Raw genomic sequence first — 19168 nt, forward strand, 5'->3', positions numbered from 1 at the left:
GGACACGTAGACAGGAGCGAAGTGGCTAAGGTCCGGGTATATGAACTCGCCAAGGAGCTTGGCTTGGAGAGCAAGGCCGTGATGGCCAAGCTCACCGAGCTCGGTGAGTTCGTCCGTTCGGCGTCCTCGACCATCGAGGCGCCGGTCGTGCGCAAGTTGACTGACGCTTTGGGAGTGCCGCCCACGGGCGGCGCCGCCAAGCCTGGCCCGCGGAAGCCCGCGGCGCCCCAGCCCGCCGGTGGTGCCCCCACCGGTGCGGCAGCACCCAAGCCGGGTGCCCCCACTCCGGGACCGCGGCCCGCCGCGACCCCCGGCCCCCGTCCGACCCCGGCCCCGGCGGCTCCCGCCGCCCCGGCCGCCCCCGCCGCGCCGAAGCCCGCGCGTCCCGCCCCGGCCGCTGCGGCCCCGGCTGCTCCGGCAGCCGAGTTCTCCTCGCCGGCGCCCGCCGGTGACGCCGCTGCGGAGGCGCCGGCCCGTCCGGCCGCCGCTGCTCCGGCTGCTGCTGCTGCTGCTGCCCCGGCTGCCCGTCCGGCCGCGGCCAACCCGTCGGCCCGTCCGGGCCCGCGTCCGGCCGGTCCCCGTCCGGGCAACAACCCGTTCACCTCCGGCAGTGCGACCGGCATGGGCCGCCCCGGCGAGCGCCGTCCGGCTGCTCCCGGTGCCGCGCGTCCGGGTGCCGGTGCCCCCGCCGCAGGCGGCGAGCGTCCGGCCCGTCCGGGTGGCGACCGTCCGCGTCCGGCCGGTGCACCTGGTGCCGACCGTGGTGCCGCCCGTCCGGGTGGCGACCGTCCGCGTCCCGCCGCCGGTCCCGGTGGCGCGCCGCGTCCGGGTGGTGCGGGTGCACCGCGTCCCGACGGGATGCCCCGTCCGGCCGGTCCGCGTCCGGGTGGGCCCAGCCCGTCCGGTATGCCGCGTCCGAACCCCGGCATGATGCCGCAGCGTCCGGCTCCGGGCCCGGGTGCCCGTCCCGGCCCCGGTGGCCGTGGTCCGGGTGGCCCCGGTGGCCGTCCGGGTGGTCCGGGTGCAGGTGCCGGTGGCGCCCGTCCCGGCTTCGCGGGCCGTGCGGCCGGTCCGGGCTCGCGTCCGGCCGGTGGCGGCTTCGGCGGCCCCCGTCCCGGTGGCGGTGCCCCGGGTGGCGGCGGTGGCTTCGGTCCCCGTCCGGGTGGCTTCGGTGGCCGTCCCGGTGGCCCGGGTGCCCGTGGTGGCACGCAGGGTGCCTTCGGTCGTGGTCCGGGCGGTCGCCCGGCGCGTGGCCGTAAGTCGAAGCGGGCGAAGCGCCAGGAGTACGAGGCCATGCAGGCCCCGTCCGTCGGCGGTGTGATGCTGCCGCGTGGCAACGGCCAGGCCGTTCGCCTCTCGCGTGGCTCGTCCCTGACGGACTTCGCCGAGAAGATCAACGCCAACCCGGCCGCGCTCGTCTCGGTGATGTTCAACCTCGGTGAGATGGTCACCGCGACCCAGTCGGTCTCGGACGACACGCTCCAGATGCTGGCCGACGAGATGGGCTTCCAGCTCGAGATCGTCAGCCGGGACGACGAGGACCGCGAGCTGCTCGAGTCGTTCGACATCGACTTCGGTGTCAACGAGGGCGACGAGGACATGCTCGCGGCGCGCCCGCCGGTCGTCACCGTCATGGGTCACGTCGACCACGGTAAGACCCGCCTGCTGGACGCGATCCGCAAGTCCAACGTGGTGGCCGGCGAGGCCGGTGGCATCACCCAGCACATCGGTGCCTACCAGGTCGCCACCGTGGTGAACGGCGAAGAGCGCCCGATCACCTTCCTCGACACCCCGGGTCACGAGGCGTTCTCCGCCATGCGTGCCCGTGGTGCCAAGTCCACCGACATCGCGATCCTGGTGGTCGCGGCCAACGACGGTGTCATGCCGCAGACGGTCGAGGCGCTCAACCACGCCAAGGCCGCCGGTGTGCCGATCGTGGTCGCGGTCAACAAGATCGACGTCGAGGGTGCGGACCCGACCAAGGTCCGTGGTCAGCTGACCGAGTTCGGTCTGGTGGCCGAGGAGTACGGCGGCGACACCATGTTCGTCGACATCTCCGCGCGCCAGGGTCTGAACATCGACCAGCTGCTCGAGGCCGTGGTCCTGACCGCGGACGCCTCGCTCGACCTGCGGGCCAACCCGGAGCAGGACGCGCAGGGTATTGCGATCGAAGCCCACCTCGACAAGGGTCGCGGCGCCATGGCGACCGTCCTGGTCCAGCGCGGTACCCTCCGCGTCGGTGACTCGATCGTGGTCGGCGACGCCTACGGCCGCGTCCGCGCGATGCTGGACGAGAACGGCAACAGCCTCGCCGAGGCGGGTCCGTCCCGTCCGGTGCTGCTGCTCGGTCTGACCTCGGTGCCCCGCGCCGGCGACAGCTTCATCGTCGTCGACGAGGACCGCACCGCCCGTCAGATCGCGGAGAAGCGCTCGGCCCGTGACCGCAACGCCGCGTTCGCGCAGCGTCGGGTCCGGATCTCGCTCGAGGACCTGGACAAGGCCATCGCAGCGGGCTCCATCGAGCAGCTCAACCTCATCATCAAGGGTGACGTCTCCGGTTCCGTCGAAGCCCTCGAGGACGCCCTCGTCAAGCTCGACGTGGGCGAGGAGGTGGAGCTCCGGGTGCTGCACCGCGGCGTCGGTGCGATCACCGAGTCGGACGTCGACCTCGCGATGGGCTCGGACGCCATCATCATCGGCTTCAACGTGCGCGCCGAAGGCCGCGCCCGTACGGCTGCCGAGAAGGAAGGCGTGGATGTCCGGTACTACTCGGTCATCTACCAGGCCATCGAGGAGATCGAGAACGCGCTCAAGGGCCTGCTCAAGCCCGAGTACGAGGAGGTGCGCCTCGGCTCCGCGGAGATCCGCGAGGTGTTCCGTTCCTCCAAGTTCGGCAACATCGCGGGTGTCATCGTCCGCGAGGGTCTGCTGCGCCGCAACGCCAAGGCCCGTCTCATCCGCGACGGCAAGCTCATCACGGAGAGCCTCACCATCGAGGGTCTGCGTCGTTTCAAGGACGACGCGACCGAGGTGCGCGAGGGCTTCGAGGCCGGTGTGACCCTGGGGTCGTTCAACGACATCAAGGTCGACGACGTCATCGAGACCTACGAGATGCGCGAGAAGCCGCGGTCCTAGCAGTGGCTGCCGGGGTCGGTCGGCGGGGTGCAAATCCCGTCGACCGGCCCCGGTCTCGCTGTTAGCCTCCTGGTACGCCCGTTCGGGCAACTCCTTCGAGGCCTTCAGGTCGGCGAGACCTGTCACATATGTTCGTGGGAACACTCACTTTCGACCTCCTGCTCGGCGATGTTCATTCGCTCAAGGAGAAGCGTTCGATCGTGCGGCCCATCGTGGCCGAACTGGCGCGCAAGTACAGCGTGTGCGCCGCAGAAGTCGGGAACCAGGATCTGCACCGGAGGGCCGAGATCGGCCTGGCGGTGGTGTCCGGCGAAGCCGGGTACGTCACCGAGATCCTGGACAGCTGTGAGCGGCTCGTCGCCGGCCGCCCCGAGGTGATGCTGCTCTCCGCACGGAGGCGCCTTCACAACGACGACGATGATTGAGAGTGAGGGTGTGCGCGGTGGTGCTGCGTCAGCACCGTCACACCCACGAGGACCGAGAGCGCCCACAAGGCTGGGCGCGGGCAGGTACTTTGGGGCCAGGGCCGCACCGGGTGCGTCCGTGACCCGGGTACCGCGCTCACTGCACGAGGAGGCAACGTGACCGACACCGCAAGGGCGCGCAAGCTCGCCGACCGCATTCAGGTGGTGGTGGCCGAGACCCTGCAACGCCGGATCAAGGACCCGCGGCTGGGCTACGTGACCATCACCGAGGCCCGGGTCACCGGGGATCTGCGGGAGGCCACCGTCTTCTACACCGTCTACGGTGACGAGGCCGAGCGCGAGGCCAGCGCGGCCGCTCTGGAGAGCGCCAAGGGCGTGCTCCGCTCCGAGGTCGGCAAGCAGACCGGGGTGCGCTTCACCCCGTCGCTGACCTTCATCGCGGACGCCCTGCCGGAGAACGCGAAGAACATCGACGAGCTGCTCGACAAGGCGCGGGTCTCCGACGCGGCGGTCCGTACCGCCGCCGCCGGTGCCACCTTCGCCGGAGAGGCCGACCCCTACAAGGTGCCGGCCGCCGAGCGCGACGACGAGGACGAGTAACCATGGCCGCCGAGCCGGTCGAACCCGGCCAGAGGGCATCGTCCACCGACACGGTGGATGGTGCCCTCGCGGTGCTTCCCGGGCCTCGCAGCGAGTCGCCGGCCGGCTCCGCGGCGTCAGCCCTGGCGGCCGAGTGGCAACGGGTGGTCGAGCTGGTCGGGCGGGCCGGCACGGTCGACCTGATCTGCCACATCAACCCGGACGGCGACGCGCTCGGCTCGGCCCTGGCGGCCGGTCTGGCGCTGCGTTCGCTCGGCTACGGGGTGCGGGTCTCGTTCGGTGACGACCCGCAGATCGTCCCGGAGTCGCTGAGCTTCCTGCCGGGCCAGGAGCTGCTCGTCCCGGCCGCCGAGGTGCCGGACGTCCCCGAGCTGGTGCTCTGCTTCGACGTGGCGGCCGAGAGTCGCCTCGGCCTGCTGCACGCCAAGGCGTTCGCCGCACCCGCGCTGGTGGTCATCGACCACCACGCCTCCAACCCCGGCTTCGGCACCCACCGCCTGATCGACCCCACCGCCCCGGCCACCGCCGTGCTGGTGGACGAGCTGCTCCGGCGGCTCGGCGTGCCGCTCGACCAGGAGCTGGCCACCTGCCTCTACACCGGCGTGGCCACCGACACCGGCTCGTTCAGGTACGCGGGCACCACCCCCGACACCCACGAGCTGGCCGGGCGGCTGCTGGCCACCGGCATCCGGCACGACCTGATCTCCCGTCAGCTCTGGGACACCTCCTCCTTCGGCTACCTCAAGGTGCTGGCCGGCGCGCTCGACCGGGCGGTCTACGAGCCCGACGCGGCGGGCGGCCTTGGCCTGGTGTGGACCTGGGTGCCGTACCAGGACCTGGCGCTGTTCGGCGTCACGGTCGAGGAGATCGAGGGCCTGATCGACGTGCTGCGCCGCCCGGCCGAGGCCGAGGTGGCGCTGGTGCTCAAGCAGGACCCGGACGGCACCCTGCGCGGCTCCTGCCGGGCCAAGGGCGCGGTCGACGTGGCCGCGGTCTGCGCAGACCTCGGCGGCGGCGGGCACCGGTTCGCGGCCGGGTTCACCGCCCGCGAGGGTGTCGAGGCGACGATCGCCCGGTTCCGGGCCGCGCTGCCGGCGTCCTGATTTCCTCCGTACAGAGAAAGAGCTGATGAAGCGTAAAGGCACCGGCCCCGACGGCCTGGTCATTGTCGACAAGCCGGAGGGCCTCACCTCGCACGGCGTGGTGGCCAAACTCCGCTGGCTGGCCGGGACCAGGAAGGTCGGCCACGCGGGCACGCTGGACCCGATGGCGACGGGCGTCCTGGTGATCGGCGTCGAGCGGGCCACCCGGCTGCTCGGGCACCTGATGCTCACCGCCAAGACGTACGAGGCCACCATCCGGCTCGGGCAGGACACCGTGACGGACGACCGGGAGGGTGACATCACCTCCTCGGCGGACGCCTCGGGGATCGAGCGGGCCGCCATCGACGCCGGGATCGCGGAGCTGACCGGCGAGATCATGCAGGTGCCGTCGAAGGTCAGCGCCATCAAGATCGACGGCAAGCGCTCGTACGCCCGGGTCCGCGAGGGCGAGGAGTTCGAGATCGCGGCCCGGCCGACCACCATCCACTCCTTCACCGTGCACGAGCAGCGCGCGGCGGTGGCCGAGGACGGCACCCCGGTGATCGACCTGGACGTCACGGTGGAGTGCTCCTCGGGCACCTACATCCGGGCCCTGGCCCGGGACCTCGGCGCCGGGCTCGGCGTCGGCGGGCACCTGACGGCGCTTCGGCGGACCAAGGTCGGGCCGTACGGGCTGGAGTCGGCGCGGACGCTCCCGCAGCTGGAGGAGAAGCTGGAGGTGCTGCCGATCGCCGAGGCGGCGGCCGCAGCGTTCCCGCGCTGGGACGTGGACGCCGAGCAGGCGCGGCTGCTGGCGCACGGCATGAAGCTCGCCGCACCCGGGCTGGGCGTCGACGGGCCGATCGCGGTCTTCGACCCGGAGGGCCGCTTCCTCGCCCTGATCGAGGAGAAAGCCGGCCACGCCAAGCCGGTCGCGGTCTTCGTCGGCTGACTTTTCGCAGCCGCTTAGGCATCTACGGTCAGGGGCTCGGGGAACTGCGACGCCAGCCTCTGGAGCGTTGCACCTGTGTGGGTGGTCAGGCACTTTCGCAGTTCCCCGAGCCCCTCGGTAGTGCAACTCGATCTGTGCCGAAATGTCACCCGAAGGGGTGAGCACTGGTCCCAGAGGGGTGGCGTACGTGGTCGGCCGGGCAGACTCCGGGCGGTGGCGGGCTGCTGAGGGGCGGGCGCGGGATGGCCGAGGGGCTGCTGCGGATCTGTGGGCCGGACGGGCTGGTCAGGGGGCTCGGCTTCGTGGCCGACCGGCAGGGCTCCGTGCTCACGGCCCGGCAGGCCGTCGAGGGGCTGGAGCACCTGGTGCTGCACCTGCCGTGCGGCCAGACCCGGGTGCTCGGGGCCGACTGCGTGGAGCTGCTGCCGGGCCCCGGCCTCGCGGTGCTGCGGACGGAGTCGGTCGGCGGCCTGCCGCTGGCCCCGCAGGCGATCGCCGACGGGATCGGCAGCGGACTGGTATCCGTCTCCCAACTTGTCGCCGGAATATGGGAGTTGACTCAGGTTCAGGGCGGCATCAGTCAGGTCGCCCCGGACGGCGCACTGTTGCTGGAGCTGCCCCAGCTCCGTAATCCGCTGACCCCCGGGGCGCCCGTGCTGGACGCCGAGACCGGAGCCGTGCTCGGCGTTCTGGTGGCCGGTCCTGACGGTCCCCGTGCGCTGCCGCCGACCGGTCCGGCACTGGCGGAGCTGCGTGGCCGGAACGCCGAGGCGGTGCCCGCGTACGGCCGGGCGCTGAATCTCGGCGGGGTGCTGGCGCTCTGTTCGGTGCAGCTCGGTTCGGCGAGCGCCGGGCCCGGCCGGATCGCGGATCTGGCCGCCGACCGGGTGGACCGGCCGGACGGGCTGACCGGTGCGGAGCCGGGGGCCACCGTCAGCGTGCTGGTCGGCCCGGCGGGCAGCGGGCGCAGCACCGAGCTGGCCGCCCTCGCGGTCCGGCGCGCGGGCGGGCCGAGGCCACTGCCCACGGTCTGGCTGCGCGGCGCCGACCTCGCCCCGGAGGACCAGACTCTGGCGGCCGCGGCCGAACGGCAACTGGGCTGGGCAGCCGCGCTGTTGGATGTCCCGGCGCCGGACCTGGACGAGCTGGTGCGGCGCTGTACCGAGGCCGGCCGCCCGCTGCTGGTGGTGCTGGACGCGCCGGAGGAGGCACCGTTCGCGGTGCCGGGGGAGTGGCTGACGGCGAGCGCCCGGTGGCTGGAGGCAGCGGGGGTGCGGCTGCTGACGGCCTGTCGGGCGGAGAGCTGGGGCGACGGACTGCCCGGGGCGGTGGTGCACGGACTGGGGCCGCTGCCCGCCGAGGCGGGGGTGCGGGTGGCCCGGCGGTACGGGGCGCCGGAGCCGGGGGAGCACCCGTTGGCCCTACGGCTGGCCGGGGAGCTCGGGGAGCTCGGGGAGACGGCGGAGCGCGGGCGGCTGTACGCGGCGTACCTGGAGCTGTGCTGCACCCGGGCCGCGCAGCGGCTGCGGGCCGAGAACGGTCCCAGGCGGGCCGGGGCGCACCGCCGGGGCACCGCGGTGGCCCCGCCCGTAACGGAGGGCCCGGAGCCGCTGCGGGGGCTCGCCGCGGCCCTTGGCGAGCGGGTCAGGGAGGCGGCCCGTCGGATGCTCGGCACCGGCCACGGCACGCTGGACGCGGCCGCCTTCGCCGCCCTGTTCCCGGCCGAGGGCGGGTGGGCTGGGGCGGTGCTGGCCGAGCGGCTGTTCGTCCCGGCGGGGCAGGGGTACCGGTTCGCCCACGAGGACCTCGCGGACTGGCTGCAGGGCAGCCGGCTGGACCTGGACGCCGCGCTCCGGCTGCTGCTGGAGGGCACCGCCGTACCGGCGGAGGCGGTCCTGCCCGCCGGGGGTGTCCCGAGGCACCGGGCCGGGGTGGTGGCGTGGGCGCTGCGCGGGGTCGGGGAGCGGCACGGGGCGGTCGGCCTCGACCCGTGGCTGTGGCGGCTGTGGCGCGGGGTGGAGACGGCGCCCGGGCCCGAGCCGGCCTGGTGGGCCCGGCGGCTGCTGCTGGACGGGCTGGCCGGGAGCCCGGAACTCGCCCTGCACCGGCCGCTGTTGGCGGCCGTGGCCGAGCGTGGGGGCTGCGGTCTGGGCGCGGAGTTCTGGGTCGGGCTGCCGCTCCCGCTCACGGACCGGCTGGAGCTGCTGCGGCTGCTGGTGACGACCGATCAGGAGGCCAGGGTGGCGGTGGCCGAGCTGCTCAGGGCCGACCCGCACGCGGTCGTACCGCTGCTCTGCCGGTGGTTCGGGGAGACCCGGGGCAGTGCCGCCGCCGATCTCGCGCACGACCTGCTGTGGGCGCACCGGCGGCTGGCGGTGGACGACCTGACGGAGTCACTGGCAATCGCCGCCCACCCGAGGGCGGACGCCTTGCTCGCCGAACTGGCGGTGGCGGAGCCGTCCGCGCTCTGCCGCGCGGTGGACCGCTGGAGTCACGATCCCCGCCCCGAGTGGCACGTGGCGGCGGCCGTGCACGCGCTGCGGGCGGCTCCGTACGCCACCGGCACCGGCGCCGACCTGCTGCGTCACACCGCCCGCACCCTGCTGGCCCGGGAGGAGGAACCGACGCTGCACGGTGCGGCGCTGGCCCTGCTGATCCGTGATCCGGTGACCAGGGGGCAGCAGCTTCCCGCCGCGCTGGCCGCCTACCGCCGGGACGACCCCTTTGTCACCGCCGAGGCGCTGGCCCCGGCGCTGGCCACCGATCCGGAGCCGGTGCTGGCGGCATTCCGGCGGCGGCTGGCCACTCCGGGCGGGGCGGTGGCCGAGGCGCTCCGGGTGCTGGCCGGGCAGGATGCCCCGGAGCTGCTCGGTCCCGGGCTCGAGCTGGCGGCCGAACTGCTGCACCAGCGGCCCGAGCGGTCCGGCCAGGTGGCGGAGTACCTGGCCGTACTGCTGGACGGCCGTCCGGAGCCGGAGCTCGACCTGCTGCTCGCCGAGGCGGCCGCCCGGCCGCCGGGGCTGCGCCGGGTGCTCGCGGTGCTGCTGACGGATCCCGAGCGGCCGCCCCGGCTGCTGGAGATGCTGCTCGCGGTGGAGCGCGACCCGGTGGTGCTGGTCCCGGTGGTGGAGCGGCTGGCCGATTGCTGCCGAGACGAACAGGCGCCCGGGGTACGGCAGTTGATCCGGCTGATGGCGGAGGCGGGCGGGCCTGAGGTGGATGCCGCGCTGGTCCGCGGCGCGGGCCGGTCGGCTGATTTCGCCCGGCTGCTGGCGCACTGGCCGAGCGGCGAACCAGGCCCGCGCGGCGGCCCGCTGCTGGCGCGGATGCGGCTGCTGGTGGCGGGCGGCCGCGATCCGCAGTACGCCGCGGCGGAGGCCGAGCGGGGCGCCGTGGTCCGTCCGGTGCGTCCGGCGGGCCGGGTTGGGTGACGCTGGTGCCGACACAGCTTCGGGCGCATGGCACGCTATAGGGGTTCGGTAGGAAGCGAGAGCGTGCGGACGACGTACGCCGGTTCGGAACGAGGAGCGGTCAGGGTGCAGCGCTGGCGTGGCCTGGAGGAGATCCCCGGGGACTGGGGGCGCAGCGTCGTCACCATCGGATCGTTCGACGGTGTGCACCGCGGCCACCAACTGATCATCAGTCGGGCGGTGAAGCGGGCCCGTGAGCTGGCGGCGAAGGCCGTCGTGGTCACCTTCGACCCGCACCCGAGCGAGGTGGTCCGCCCCGGCAGCCACCCGGCGCTGCTGGCGCCGCAGCCGCGCCGGGCCGAGCTGATCGAGGCGCTGGGGGTGGACGCGGTGCTGGTGCTGCCGTTCACCGCGGAGTTCTCGAAGGAGTCGCCGGAGTTCTTCGTCCAGCAGGTGCTGGTGGAGGCGCTGCACGCCCGGCTGGTGATCGAGGGCCCGAACTTCCGGTTCGGCCACCGGGCCGCCGGGAACGTGGAGTTGCTCGCCGAGCTGGGCCGGGCCGACGACTTCGAGGTGGAGGTGCTCGACCTCCAGGTGCGCGGGGCGGCGGGTGTGCCGTTCTCCTCCACGCTGGCCCGGCGACTGGTCTCGGAGGGTGACCTCACGGCGGCCGCCGAGGTGCTCGGCCGGCCGCACCGGGTCGAGGGCGTGGTGGTCCAGGGGGCGCAGCGCGGCCGGGAGTTGGGCTTCCCGACCGCCAACGTCGACACCGTCCCGCACAGCGCGATCCCGGCCGACGGGGTCTACGCGGGGTGGCTGACGGCGGCCGGGGAGCGGATGCCCGCAGCGATCTCGGTGGGCACCAACCCGACCTTCGACGGCACCAGCCGCACGGTCGAGGCGTACGCCATCGACCGGGTCGGTCTCGACCTGTACGGCCTGCACGTGGCGGTCGACTTCCTGGCGTACCTGCGCGGGATGGAGAAGTTCGACTCGATCGACGCGCTGCTGGACCGGATGGCCGACGACGTCAAGCGGGCCAGGGAGCTGACCGACGAGTCGTCACCGGCCTGACCGGGCCGGGGAGAAGCACCGGAGGAGGGGCGCGGTGGTCCGCGCCCCTCCTCCGTCGTTGCTACTGCTGCTGCGGCGGCGGGTAGCCGTACCCCTGCGGGGGCGGCTGCTGCCGGCCGTCGGGCTGCGGCGGCGGGTACCCGTAGCCGGGCTGCTGCCCGCCCTGCTGCCCCTGCTGCTGCCCCTGTTGGGACCACTCCTGCGGGAGCGGCTGGGCGCCGGGCGGGGGCGGCGGCTGCTGCTGCCCGTACCCGGGCTGCGGGGCCCACGGCGCGCCCTGCTGGGGGTAGCCGCCCTGCTGCGGCGGATAGCCCGGCTGCTGCTGCTGCTGCGGGTAGCCGCCCTGCTGGGGGTACCCGGGGTAGCCCTGCTGCTGCGGCGGCTGGCCGGGGTAGCCGCCCTGCTGGGGCTGGCCCCAGCCGCCGGCCGCGTGCTGGGCCCGCATGATGTCCTCGCCGACCATGGTGGCGAGTTCGAAGTAGGCGTCCCTGACCTTGGGCCGCATCATCGCCAGGTTGACCTCGGCGCCGGCCGCCAGGCTCTCGTCGAACGGCACCACCACGACGCCGCGGCAGCGGGTCTGGAAGTGCGCGACGATGTCCTCGACCCTGATCATCTTGCTGGTCTCGCGGACCCCGGAGACCACCGTGATGGAACGCTGCACCAGGTCGGCGTAGCCGTGCGCGGAGAGCCAGTCCAGCGTGGTGGAGGCCGAACTGGCGCCGTCCACGCTCGGCGTGGAGACGACGATCAGCTGGTCGGCCAGGTCGAGCACCCCGCGCATCGCGCTGTACAGCAGACCGGTGCCGGAGTCGGTCAGGATGATCGGGTAGTGCTGCCCGAGCACCTGGATCACCGAGCGGTAGTCCGAGTCGTTGAAGGTGGTCGAGACCGCCGGGTCGACGTCGTTGGCCAGGATCTCCAGGCCCGAGTGCAGGTCCTGCGAGGTGAACTGGCGGACGTCCATGTAGCTGCGCAGGTGCGGGATGGCCGTCACCAGGTCACGGATGGTCGCGCCGGTCTGCCGCTTCACCCGGCGGCCGAGCGTGCCCGCGTCCGGGTTGGCGTCGATCGCGATCACCTTGTCCTGCCGCTCGGTGGCCAGCGTGGCACCGAGCGAGGTGGTGGTCGTGGTCTTGCCGACGCCGCCCTTGAGGCTGATCACCGCGATCCGGTAGCAGCTCAGCACCGGCGTCCGGATCAGCTCGAGCCGGCGGGCCCGGTCGGCCTCGGCCGCCTTGCCGCCGAACTTGAAGCGGGACTCCTTCTGCTGCTTCGGCTGGCCGCGCAGCAGCCGGTCCGAGGAGAGCTCGACCGCGGCGGTGTAGCCGAGCGCCGCACCGTGCGACATCTGCTGCTGCCCGCCCTGGCCCTGGAAGGCGACCGGCGCCTGCGGCATGGCCTGCTGCGGGTACGGCTGCTGCTGCGGCTGCTGGGGTGGCACCTGCTGCTGCTGCTGCGGGTACGGCTGCTGCTGGGGCTGCGGCCAGCCGCCTTGGCGCGGGTCCACCGGCGGCGGGGCCTGCTGGGGGTAGGGCTGCTGCGGGTACGGCGGCTGCTGCTGCGGCTGCTGTTGGGGCTGCGGCTGGGGGACATCCGGGTACGGCTGCGGCGCGGGCGCCGGCGGAGCCTCGGCCACCGGCGGTGCCGGTGCGGGCGGTGCCGGTGCGGGCGGGGTCACCGGGACCGGGCCGGGCGTGGGGGCCGACTGCAACTCGACCGGCGCGGGCCCGGGTTGGGGGCCGTCGGCGACCGGGGGCAGCAGTGCGGTCTCGGTCATTTCGGGCGACGGTGACGGCGCGGGCACGGGCGCCGGTGCGGGCGCCGGTGCGGGCGGGGGCACCGGCACCGGCGCCCGGAGCGGGCGCGGGCTGGGCCTGAACGGGAGCAGGGGCAGGGGCAGGCACGGGAGCGGCGGGTGCGTCGCTCTGGGTGTACCAGGACGGCGGGGAGTAGTCAGGAACGTCCGACCAGTCGTCGTCGTCCTCCGCCGCGTTGTCGCCGACGTAGACGCCGTCCCGATCGCTGCTCACTTGGGCTCCCTCGTGTTCGCCGCCGCTGTTCGCGGTGCCGTCGGCACAAGACTAGGACGTGTTTCCCGACCGCTCACAGGCGGTGCCGGAACTCACACCATCGTGGACGAAAGGAGAGGCCCGCACACCGGATCACCCAGTATGCGGACCCCTCCGGGATCGAATCGCTCAGTCCATCCGGCGCGGGCCGCCGAGCACTTGGCCCTCGGCCTCGCCGGGGTTGGTCATCACGAACTGGCGCCGCATCCGGGTCGCCCACAGCGTGATGTTGTCGCCGAGGGTGGGCAGCGCGGCCACCTCCTGGTCGCCGAGCGAGAGCAGCCGGGCCAGCAGCTCGGCCTCCTGTGGGGAGACCCGCTGGATACCGACCAGATCAGCCGCGTTCAGCACCCGGGCCGCGTTCGGGCCGAGGTACGGGAGCAGGGTGAGGGTGGTCTGCCAGGGCGAGGCGGAGAGCCGGCTGCGCGGCGGCCGGGCGCCGAGGTCGCGGACCACCAGCACGGGGGAGGCGACCGAGGCACCCTGGGCGCCGAGCCGGCCGACCTGGTGCACCGTCACACACGGCTGACCGCCGCCGGCCGCCTGGGCCATCGACGCCCAGGCCTGCGGACGGCCGGTCTCGACCGCGATCCGGGCCCCGGTGGCGGCCGCCCGGAGCGCGATCACCTGTGCGGTCCACAGACCGCCGACCAGCACCAGCTCGTACGAGGTGGGCCGGAAGAGGCCGAGCACGGCGGGTTGGTGCTGCGGGTCGACGCCGATCACGACGCCGTCGTCGCCGACCGGGAAGGCCAGTGCGCCGAGGTCCTCGGGGGAGAGCACGTGGCGCTCGCGGCGCGGGCCGCGCAGGCCGTAGCCGGGGCGCAGCCGGGTGGGACGGGCGGCGGGCTCGGCCGGTGCCTGGTTCGGGTAGGTCTGATAGGCCATCAGGAAGTCCCTCCCAGGGGCAGCGTGGCGAGCAGGCCGGGGGCCTGCTCCAGGTCGAGCCGGGTCAGGCCGATCCCGGTGCTCTGCGCGCGGGACTCCACCAGGCGCCCGACCTGGGCGATCTCGCTCTCGCTGCGGCCGGTGATCCGGACGTGTCCGCTGATCGCCACCGAGTCACCGGTGCCGCGGCTCGCGGTCAGGCTGAAGGTGCTGGCCAGCGCGGGCGTACTGGTGACCAGGTTGACCAGATCGGGCGCGGCGATCCGGCCCGGGGTGCCGCCGGGGCGGCTGAGCTGAGGCCACTTGGAGATCCAGTAGGTGGCGTGCCAGCGGTCGTCGATCCGCCAGAACTTCCGGCTCTCCTGGGTCCGGCGGCCGTTGCCGCCACCGCCGCCGGTGCCCTGACGGCCCGCCACCGCGATCGGGTTGGCGCAGATCGAGATGGCCAGCGCCGCGATCAGCTCGCGCTCGTCCAGCACGCTCGCGGTGAACCCGGCGCTGTTGAGCCGTCCGGCCAGCTGGTCGGTGACCCGCTGGAGCGCCTTGCGGGCGCCGTCCTCGCCGCCGCCGCGGGCCTCGACCGCGCTTTTGGTCAGCTCGGGGCTGAGCTTGAGCGCGACCCAGGTGAGCCGCAGGCCGGGCGTGGCCAGGCCGTCCGGGAGCTGGTGGTAGGCGCGGGCGGCCAGCGACTGGTCCGGCAGGTGCGGGGCCGGGGCGGGCTGGGTGTGCTGCACCAACTGGACGGACTCCAGGGCGATGTCGTCCACCTGGAGGGCCGAGCAGATCACGTCCAGCGGCAGCGGCAGCGCGGTGCGGTGCGGCCGCAGCGGCTGGTCCTTGGCCTGCACCAGCAGGATCGATGTGAGGAAGGTGCCGTCACCGACCATGCCGGTCTCCCGGCGGACCGGGCGGCCGCCGCCGAGGTCGGCCTCGGTGGCGTGGGTGCAGGTGCGCAGCGCGGGCTCGAGCTCGAGCGCGGGCGCCAGCGCCGGGTCGGTGCCCGGCGGCGGCACGTTGAGCTGGGCCTGCCGGCGGCGGGCGTTCAGCGCGGAGCGGACCTGCAGGCCCTCGGACAGGGTCCGGCCGTTCAACGGCACCAGGGCGAGCACCACCAGCAGCGCGGCCGGTACGGCGAACACCCCGGCCATCATCTTGTTGATGGTCCATCCGACGGCCAGCAGCGCTACCGCGACCTCCAGCAGCACGATCTGCTGGAGCCGCAGGCGGGTGCCGAGCAGGCCGGGCCGTGGGTGCACCTTGACCGGTACCGGTGCGGTGGAGCGGGTCGGCGCGGGCTGCGCCCGGCGACCGCGGCTCCCCCCGCCGTGCGATGTGCTGCGTCGCCCTGGAGCGGTCTGGCTTGGCATCCCCCGAGTGGCCCTCTCTGATCAGATATCACGGCCCGGTTGACCGGTCGGCAAACCGTACCCGTACCGTACTCACCGTCTGCTGCCGCATCGTAGAGGGTGGACTGCGACGTGCACCCGGCGGGTGGCAGACTCACGCACGGCCTTCACGCCCGGACTCGCGTACGAGCCGGTCGGGCTGACGTACCCACAGTTGTCGAACAGGGGAGACGACGAGCATGGCATCACGCCGCGACGAGCTGAACGCGTACACCGCGGCGCGAAAGCGCACGGTAGGTGCCTTTCTGCTGCCTTCCGGCGGCGGCAACGACGAGGACGCGCCCCGGCCGGTGAAGGCCGTACTGCCGAGTGTGGTGATCGGGGTCGTGATCGTGGCGGGTTTCGCCATGTGGGGCGTCATCAAGCCTGCTGCGCCCAAGGGTTGGGACAGTGGCTCGAACATCATCCAGGGCAAGCAGTCGACCACCCGGTACGTGATCCTGCCGGGTGAGAAGAACACCAAGGTCCTGCACCAGGTGCTCAACATGTCCTCGGCCCGGCTGGTGCTGCAGGCCAACGCCAAGGTGGTGATCGTGGAGGACAAGGTGCTGGACGCCTACCCGAACCACGGCGCCACCATCGGCATCCCGTACGCCCCGGACAAGCTGCCGAAGGCGGACGTGGCGGGCCAGACCAACAAGAAGTGGTCGGTCTGCAACAGCCCGGGCGCCGACGAGAAGACGCCGCCGAACCAGGCCGTCTTCGTGGCCGCCGACAAGGACGCCACGCGGCTGGCCGACCCCAAGCTGGTGCTCGGCGCCGGGGAGTCGCTCTACGTCCAGGCCCCGGTGGACTCGGCGGGCCTGGCCGGTCAGTTCATGGTGGACCGGACCGGCACCATGCACGTGATCGGTGCCCCGACCTCCGACAAGGCCGAGCGCGGGCTGATCGCGAGCAGCCTGTTCGGCAGCGACCTGGCGGACAAGCCGCAGCGGGTGACCGCGGAGTGGCTGGCCACCCTGGAGAAGGGGGACGCGATCGAGTACAAGCTGCCGACCGAGTTCAAGGACGGCCAGGTGGTCCCGTCCAAGCTGACCCAGCTCGAGAAGCAGGCCGAGCGGCGGGTGGGCCGGCTGCTCAACTACGACAAGAGCTACTTCATGGTTGGCTTCGACAAGCTCTACGAACTCTCGCCGTTCCAGGCCGAACTGGCGCTCAGCAACCCGAAGTTGGGCAAGGTCTACGACAACGGCCCGGCGAAGACCTACACGCTCTCAGCCGCCGAGTACGCGGCGCTCAAGGGCGTGATGGACCCCAAGGCCATGAACGACGCGGCGAACATCCCCGACGAGAAGCCGGCCGAGAAGGCGGTTAACCACCTGGGTCGGACCAAGGTGTGCAGCACCTTCGAGGGGATGGACGGCGTCAAGATCAAGCGGTCGGTCTGGGCCGATGCCGACTACCCGGCCCCGATCGTCGCCGGGGCCTCCAGTGCCCGGGTCTCGCCCGGCCACGGTCTGCTGTTCCGGGCCGAGGACGCCTCCGGCCCGGCCAGCTCCGGCCGCAACTACCTGATCACCGAGACCGGCCTGCGCTACCCCGTGCCGACCAACAACGACGGCAGCGGCAAGACCGGTGCCTCGGCTGCCCCGAAGGAACCGGGGCAGGAGCAGCAGCCCGGCCAGGAGCAGGTGAACGAGAACCAGGCCAGGCTCGGCTTCGACAAGGTGGTGCCGGTGCCGGTGCCGCTGGTGTGGGCCAAGCTGGTGCCGGCCGGGCCGATCCTCAGCAAGAGCGACGCACTTCAGCCCCAACTCGCCTGACGCGCTGTCAGTTGGCCGACCGCGCCCCAGTGTCATGGCTTGGTAACTACCTGGCTCCCGGTGTTGGGTGACTTGCGGTCGGCGGCTACAGTTCTGGAGTGCACCACACCGTGGTGTTCGACGGCCGTCCGTGTCGGGACGGTCCGTGGGGATGTCTGTCTCATGGGGGACGGTAGATCATGTCTGGTCAGTTCACGACGACCGCTGACGAAATGATTGCTTTCGCGAACCGCATCGGTGAGGTGAACTCATCGGTGCAGGGCGAGATCCAGCGGCTCAACACGCTCGTTGACGAGATCAAGCAGGGCTGGCAGGGTCAGGCTGCTGCTGCGTACCAGCAGCTGCAGACCCGCTTCAACGAGGACGCCACGAAGCTGAACCAGGTTCTCGACGAGATCCGTCAGGCCATCGAGGCGACCACGAAGCAGTACGCCCAGACCGAGGAAGAGCAGCGGTCGGCGATGGGTACCGGCGGCGGTTTCTGAGCCCTCGGCTCGTCAGCAGACAGGCAAGTACCGGTCCGGCAATAGGACCGATTCGACTCCATTGGAAAAGGGGACACCATGGGCGACTCGATTCTCGTTAATTTCTCTACCATCTCGAGCGCGAGCTCCGAGGTGAAGCAGGGTGCCCAGCGCATCCAGACGCAGCTGGACGATCTGAAGGCGGGCGTCGCCCGGATCGCCAACAGCTGGCAGGGCCAGGCCCGTGAGGGCTACCAGGCCCGTCAGCAGCAGTGGGACGCCAGCGCGGCGGACCTGCAGCAGGCGCTCCAGCAGATCTCGCAGTCGCTGGACAACGCGGCCCAGAGCTACCAGGCGACCGAGCACAAGAACGCGGGTATCTGGGCTAACTGATCCGGCCGCCGTCCCGTACGGCGCAGGATGGTAGGAATCTCATGGGGCGGGCGTCCGACCGGGCGCCCGCCCCAGGTGTGTACCACCGGCCGGTCCAACTCGACCGTCCGGCAAGGCCGTTCCACGGGGGCACGGTGCAGGGTGGGAGCATGAGGGGAAGTCAGGTGTCGTTCGGTACGTACCGCAGGGTCGCCGCCGTGTCCGTCGCGCTGGGGGTGATCGGCGGGATGACCGCCGGACCCGCGCTGGCCGCGCCGACACCGTCGCCCTCGGCCGGTGTGGCCTATCCACCGGTGGGGATCTCCGCCTCGGCGGAGTGCAAGTTTCCCTCCAACCCCGTGCCCAGCATGCCCTGGTCGCTGCAGAAGGTGATGCTGGAGCAGCTCTGGGCCGCTCCAGCACCGAAGCAGGATGCGATCACCGGCAAGGACGTCAGGGTCGCGGTGATCGACACCGGTGTGGACGCGGTCAACCCGCAGTTGATCGGCAAGGTCGAGGACGCCGGCTCCTCGCTGCAGGACAAGTCCAAGAACAACGAGACGGTCCCCGGCACCGGCGTGACCGACCAGGTCGGCCACGGCACCAAGGTGGCCGGCATCATCGCGGCCAGGAAGCTCCCCGGCATCGGCTTCTCCGGGCTCGCGCCCGACGCGACCATCATTGCGTTCCGGCAGAACGACAGCCAGGGCAACGGCGACGTGACCACCCTGGTGACCGCCATCAGGGGTGCGCTGGCCCGCAAAGCCAATGTCATCAACATCTCGCAGGACGTCCGGGCCACCGGCAAGGACGGCGACTTCCCGGGCCGGGCCGACCTGGAGGCCGTCCTCAAGGAGGCCGAGGCGGCCAACGTCGTGGTGGTCGCCTCGGCGGGCAATGACGGCCTGGAGGCCGAAACCTACCCGGCCTCGTTGCCGACCGTGCTGGCGGTCGGCGCCTCGGACCGGAACAACGAGCGGGCCTCGTTCTCCCAGTACGGCGAGTTCGTCGACGTGGTCGCGCCCGGTGTGGAGATGCTCTCCACCGTGCCCACCGCCGGCCACTGCGTGGACAACGGCACCAGCTTCTCCACCCCGTACGTGGCGGGTGTGGCCGCACTGCTCAAGCAGAAGTACCCGAAGTGGACGGCGAAGCAGATCCGGATCCGGATCATGCAGACCGCGCAGCGGGTGGAGCGCACACGGAACCGCTTCATCGGCTGGGGTGTGGTCGACCCGGTGCAGGCGGTCACCAGCAACGCCCCGGCCCCGCCCGTCGACGCCGAGGCGCCGGTCGACGACCCGCCGGTGAACCTGGCCGGGCAGGTCAGGCTGCAGGCCCAGCCGCTCGGCCTGGCCGAGACCCAGCAGGACCGGGACGCCCGCACCGCCACCTACGCGCTCGGCGTCGGCGGCCTGCTGGTCGGCGGCCTGGCCGGCGGCTCGGTGGTGCTGCGGGACCGCAGGCGCCGGGTGGAGGACTGACAGCAGGTACGTAGAAGGGCCCCGCAGTGTTGCGGGGCCCT

13 protein-coding genes and 1 pseudogene are annotated in these 19168 nt (G+C 72.8%); 11 read left to right on the forward strand and 3 right to left on the reverse strand.

Translation table 11 applies throughout. From position 1 onward, the window contains the following. The first annotated feature begins 21 nt into the window (after window positions 1-21). The 7 genes from infB (at window position 22) to ASC99_RS18800 (ending at window position 10678) form a co-directional block, all read left to right on the forward strand. Window positions 22-3135 carry a translation initiation factor IF-2 gene (infB, locus tag ASC99_RS37405; protein WP_082598436.1) on the forward strand — a complete coding sequence of 1038 codons (3114 nt, stop codon included), beginning with the start codon at window positions 22-24 and terminating at the stop codon, window positions 3133-3135. A 128-nt stretch (window positions 3136-3263) separates the two neighbouring features. After that, window positions 3264-3560: a DUF503 domain-containing protein gene (locus ASC99_RS18775; RefSeq protein ID WP_057233497.1), complete on the forward strand. Its 297-nt coding sequence runs from the start codon at window positions 3264-3266 to the stop codon at window positions 3558-3560. A gap of 156 nt (window positions 3561-3716) precedes the next feature. After that, window positions 3717-4160, forward strand: a complete 444-nt coding sequence (gene rbfA / locus ASC99_RS18780) for a 30S ribosome-binding factor RbfA (protein WP_057233499.1) — start codon at window positions 3717-3719, stop codon at window positions 4158-4160. A gap of 2 nt (window positions 4161-4162) precedes the next feature. Further along, window positions 4163-5263, forward strand: coding sequence for a bifunctional oligoribonuclease/PAP phosphatase NrnA (locus ASC99_RS18785; protein WP_082598437.1), 1101 nt, complete (start codon window positions 4163-4165; stop codon window positions 5261-5263). Window positions 5264-5288: 25 nt separating this feature from the next. Next, window positions 5289-6194: a tRNA pseudouridine(55) synthase TruB gene (truB, locus tag ASC99_RS18790; RefSeq protein WP_057233501.1), complete on the forward strand. Its 906-nt coding sequence runs from the start codon at window positions 5289-5291 to the stop codon at window positions 6192-6194. Between the two features lie 242 nt (window positions 6195-6436). Beyond that, window positions 6437-9625 carry a serine protease gene (locus ASC99_RS18795; protein ID WP_057233503.1) on the forward strand — a complete coding sequence of 1063 codons (3189 nt, stop codon included), beginning with the start codon at window positions 6437-6439 and terminating at the stop codon, window positions 9623-9625. Between the two features lie 105 nt (window positions 9626-9730). Then, window positions 9731-10678 carry a bifunctional riboflavin kinase/FAD synthetase gene (locus tag ASC99_RS18800; RefSeq protein WP_200948357.1) on the forward strand — a complete coding sequence of 316 codons (948 nt, stop codon included), beginning with the start codon at window positions 9731-9733 and terminating at the stop codon, window positions 10676-10678. A 61-nt stretch (window positions 10679-10739) separates the two neighbouring features. Here ASC99_RS18800 and ASC99_RS37410 read toward each other — a convergent pair. The 3 genes and pseudogenes from ASC99_RS37410 to eccE all read right to left on the reverse strand — a co-directional run bounded on the left by ASC99_RS37410 (window position 10740) and on the right by eccE (window position 14894). Next, window positions 10740-12711, reverse strand: a pseudogene (locus ASC99_RS37410) (MinD/ParA family protein). A gap of 168 nt (window positions 12712-12879) precedes the next feature. Continuing rightward, window positions 12880-13638, reverse strand: a complete 759-nt coding sequence (locus ASC99_RS18810) for a hypothetical protein (RefSeq protein WP_057233505.1) — start codon at window positions 13636-13638, stop codon at window positions 12880-12882. Next, window positions 13638-14894, reverse strand: a complete 1257-nt coding sequence (gene eccE, locus ASC99_RS18815) for a type VII secretion protein EccE (RefSeq protein WP_063857123.1) — start codon at window positions 14892-14894, stop codon at window positions 13638-13640. Before eccE ends, ASC99_RS18810 begins: the two co-directional genes overlap by 1 nt. Before the next feature lie 329 nt (window positions 14895-15223). Between eccE and ASC99_RS18820 the strand changes: the two genes are divergently transcribed. The 4 genes from ASC99_RS18820 to mycP all read left to right on the forward strand — a co-directional run bounded on the left by ASC99_RS18820 (window position 15224) and on the right by mycP (window position 19127). Next, window positions 15224-16807: a type VII secretion protein EccB gene (locus ASC99_RS18820; RefSeq protein ID WP_057233507.1), complete on the forward strand. Its 1584-nt coding sequence runs from the start codon at window positions 15224-15226 to the stop codon at window positions 16805-16807. A 179-nt stretch (window positions 16808-16986) separates the two neighbouring features. Continuing rightward, window positions 16987-17292: a WXG100 family type VII secretion target gene (locus ASC99_RS18825; protein ID WP_057233509.1), complete on the forward strand. Its 306-nt coding sequence runs from the start codon at window positions 16987-16989 to the stop codon at window positions 17290-17292. A 78-nt stretch (window positions 17293-17370) separates the two neighbouring features. Next, window positions 17371-17664 carry a WXG100 family type VII secretion target gene (locus ASC99_RS18830; protein WP_057233511.1) on the forward strand — a complete coding sequence of 98 codons (294 nt, stop codon included), beginning with the start codon at window positions 17371-17373 and terminating at the stop codon, window positions 17662-17664. 149 nt (window positions 17665-17813) lie between these two features. After that, window positions 17814-19127, forward strand: coding sequence for a type VII secretion-associated serine protease mycosin (mycP, locus tag ASC99_RS18835; protein WP_235583065.1), 1314 nt, complete (start codon window positions 17814-17816; stop codon window positions 19125-19127). Window positions 19128-19168 lie beyond the last annotated feature (41 nt).

It is taken from the genome of Kitasatospora sp. Root107 (assembly GCF_001424875.1).
Classification (GTDB): domain Bacteria; phylum Actinomycetota; class Actinomycetes; order Streptomycetales; family Streptomycetaceae; genus Kitasatospora.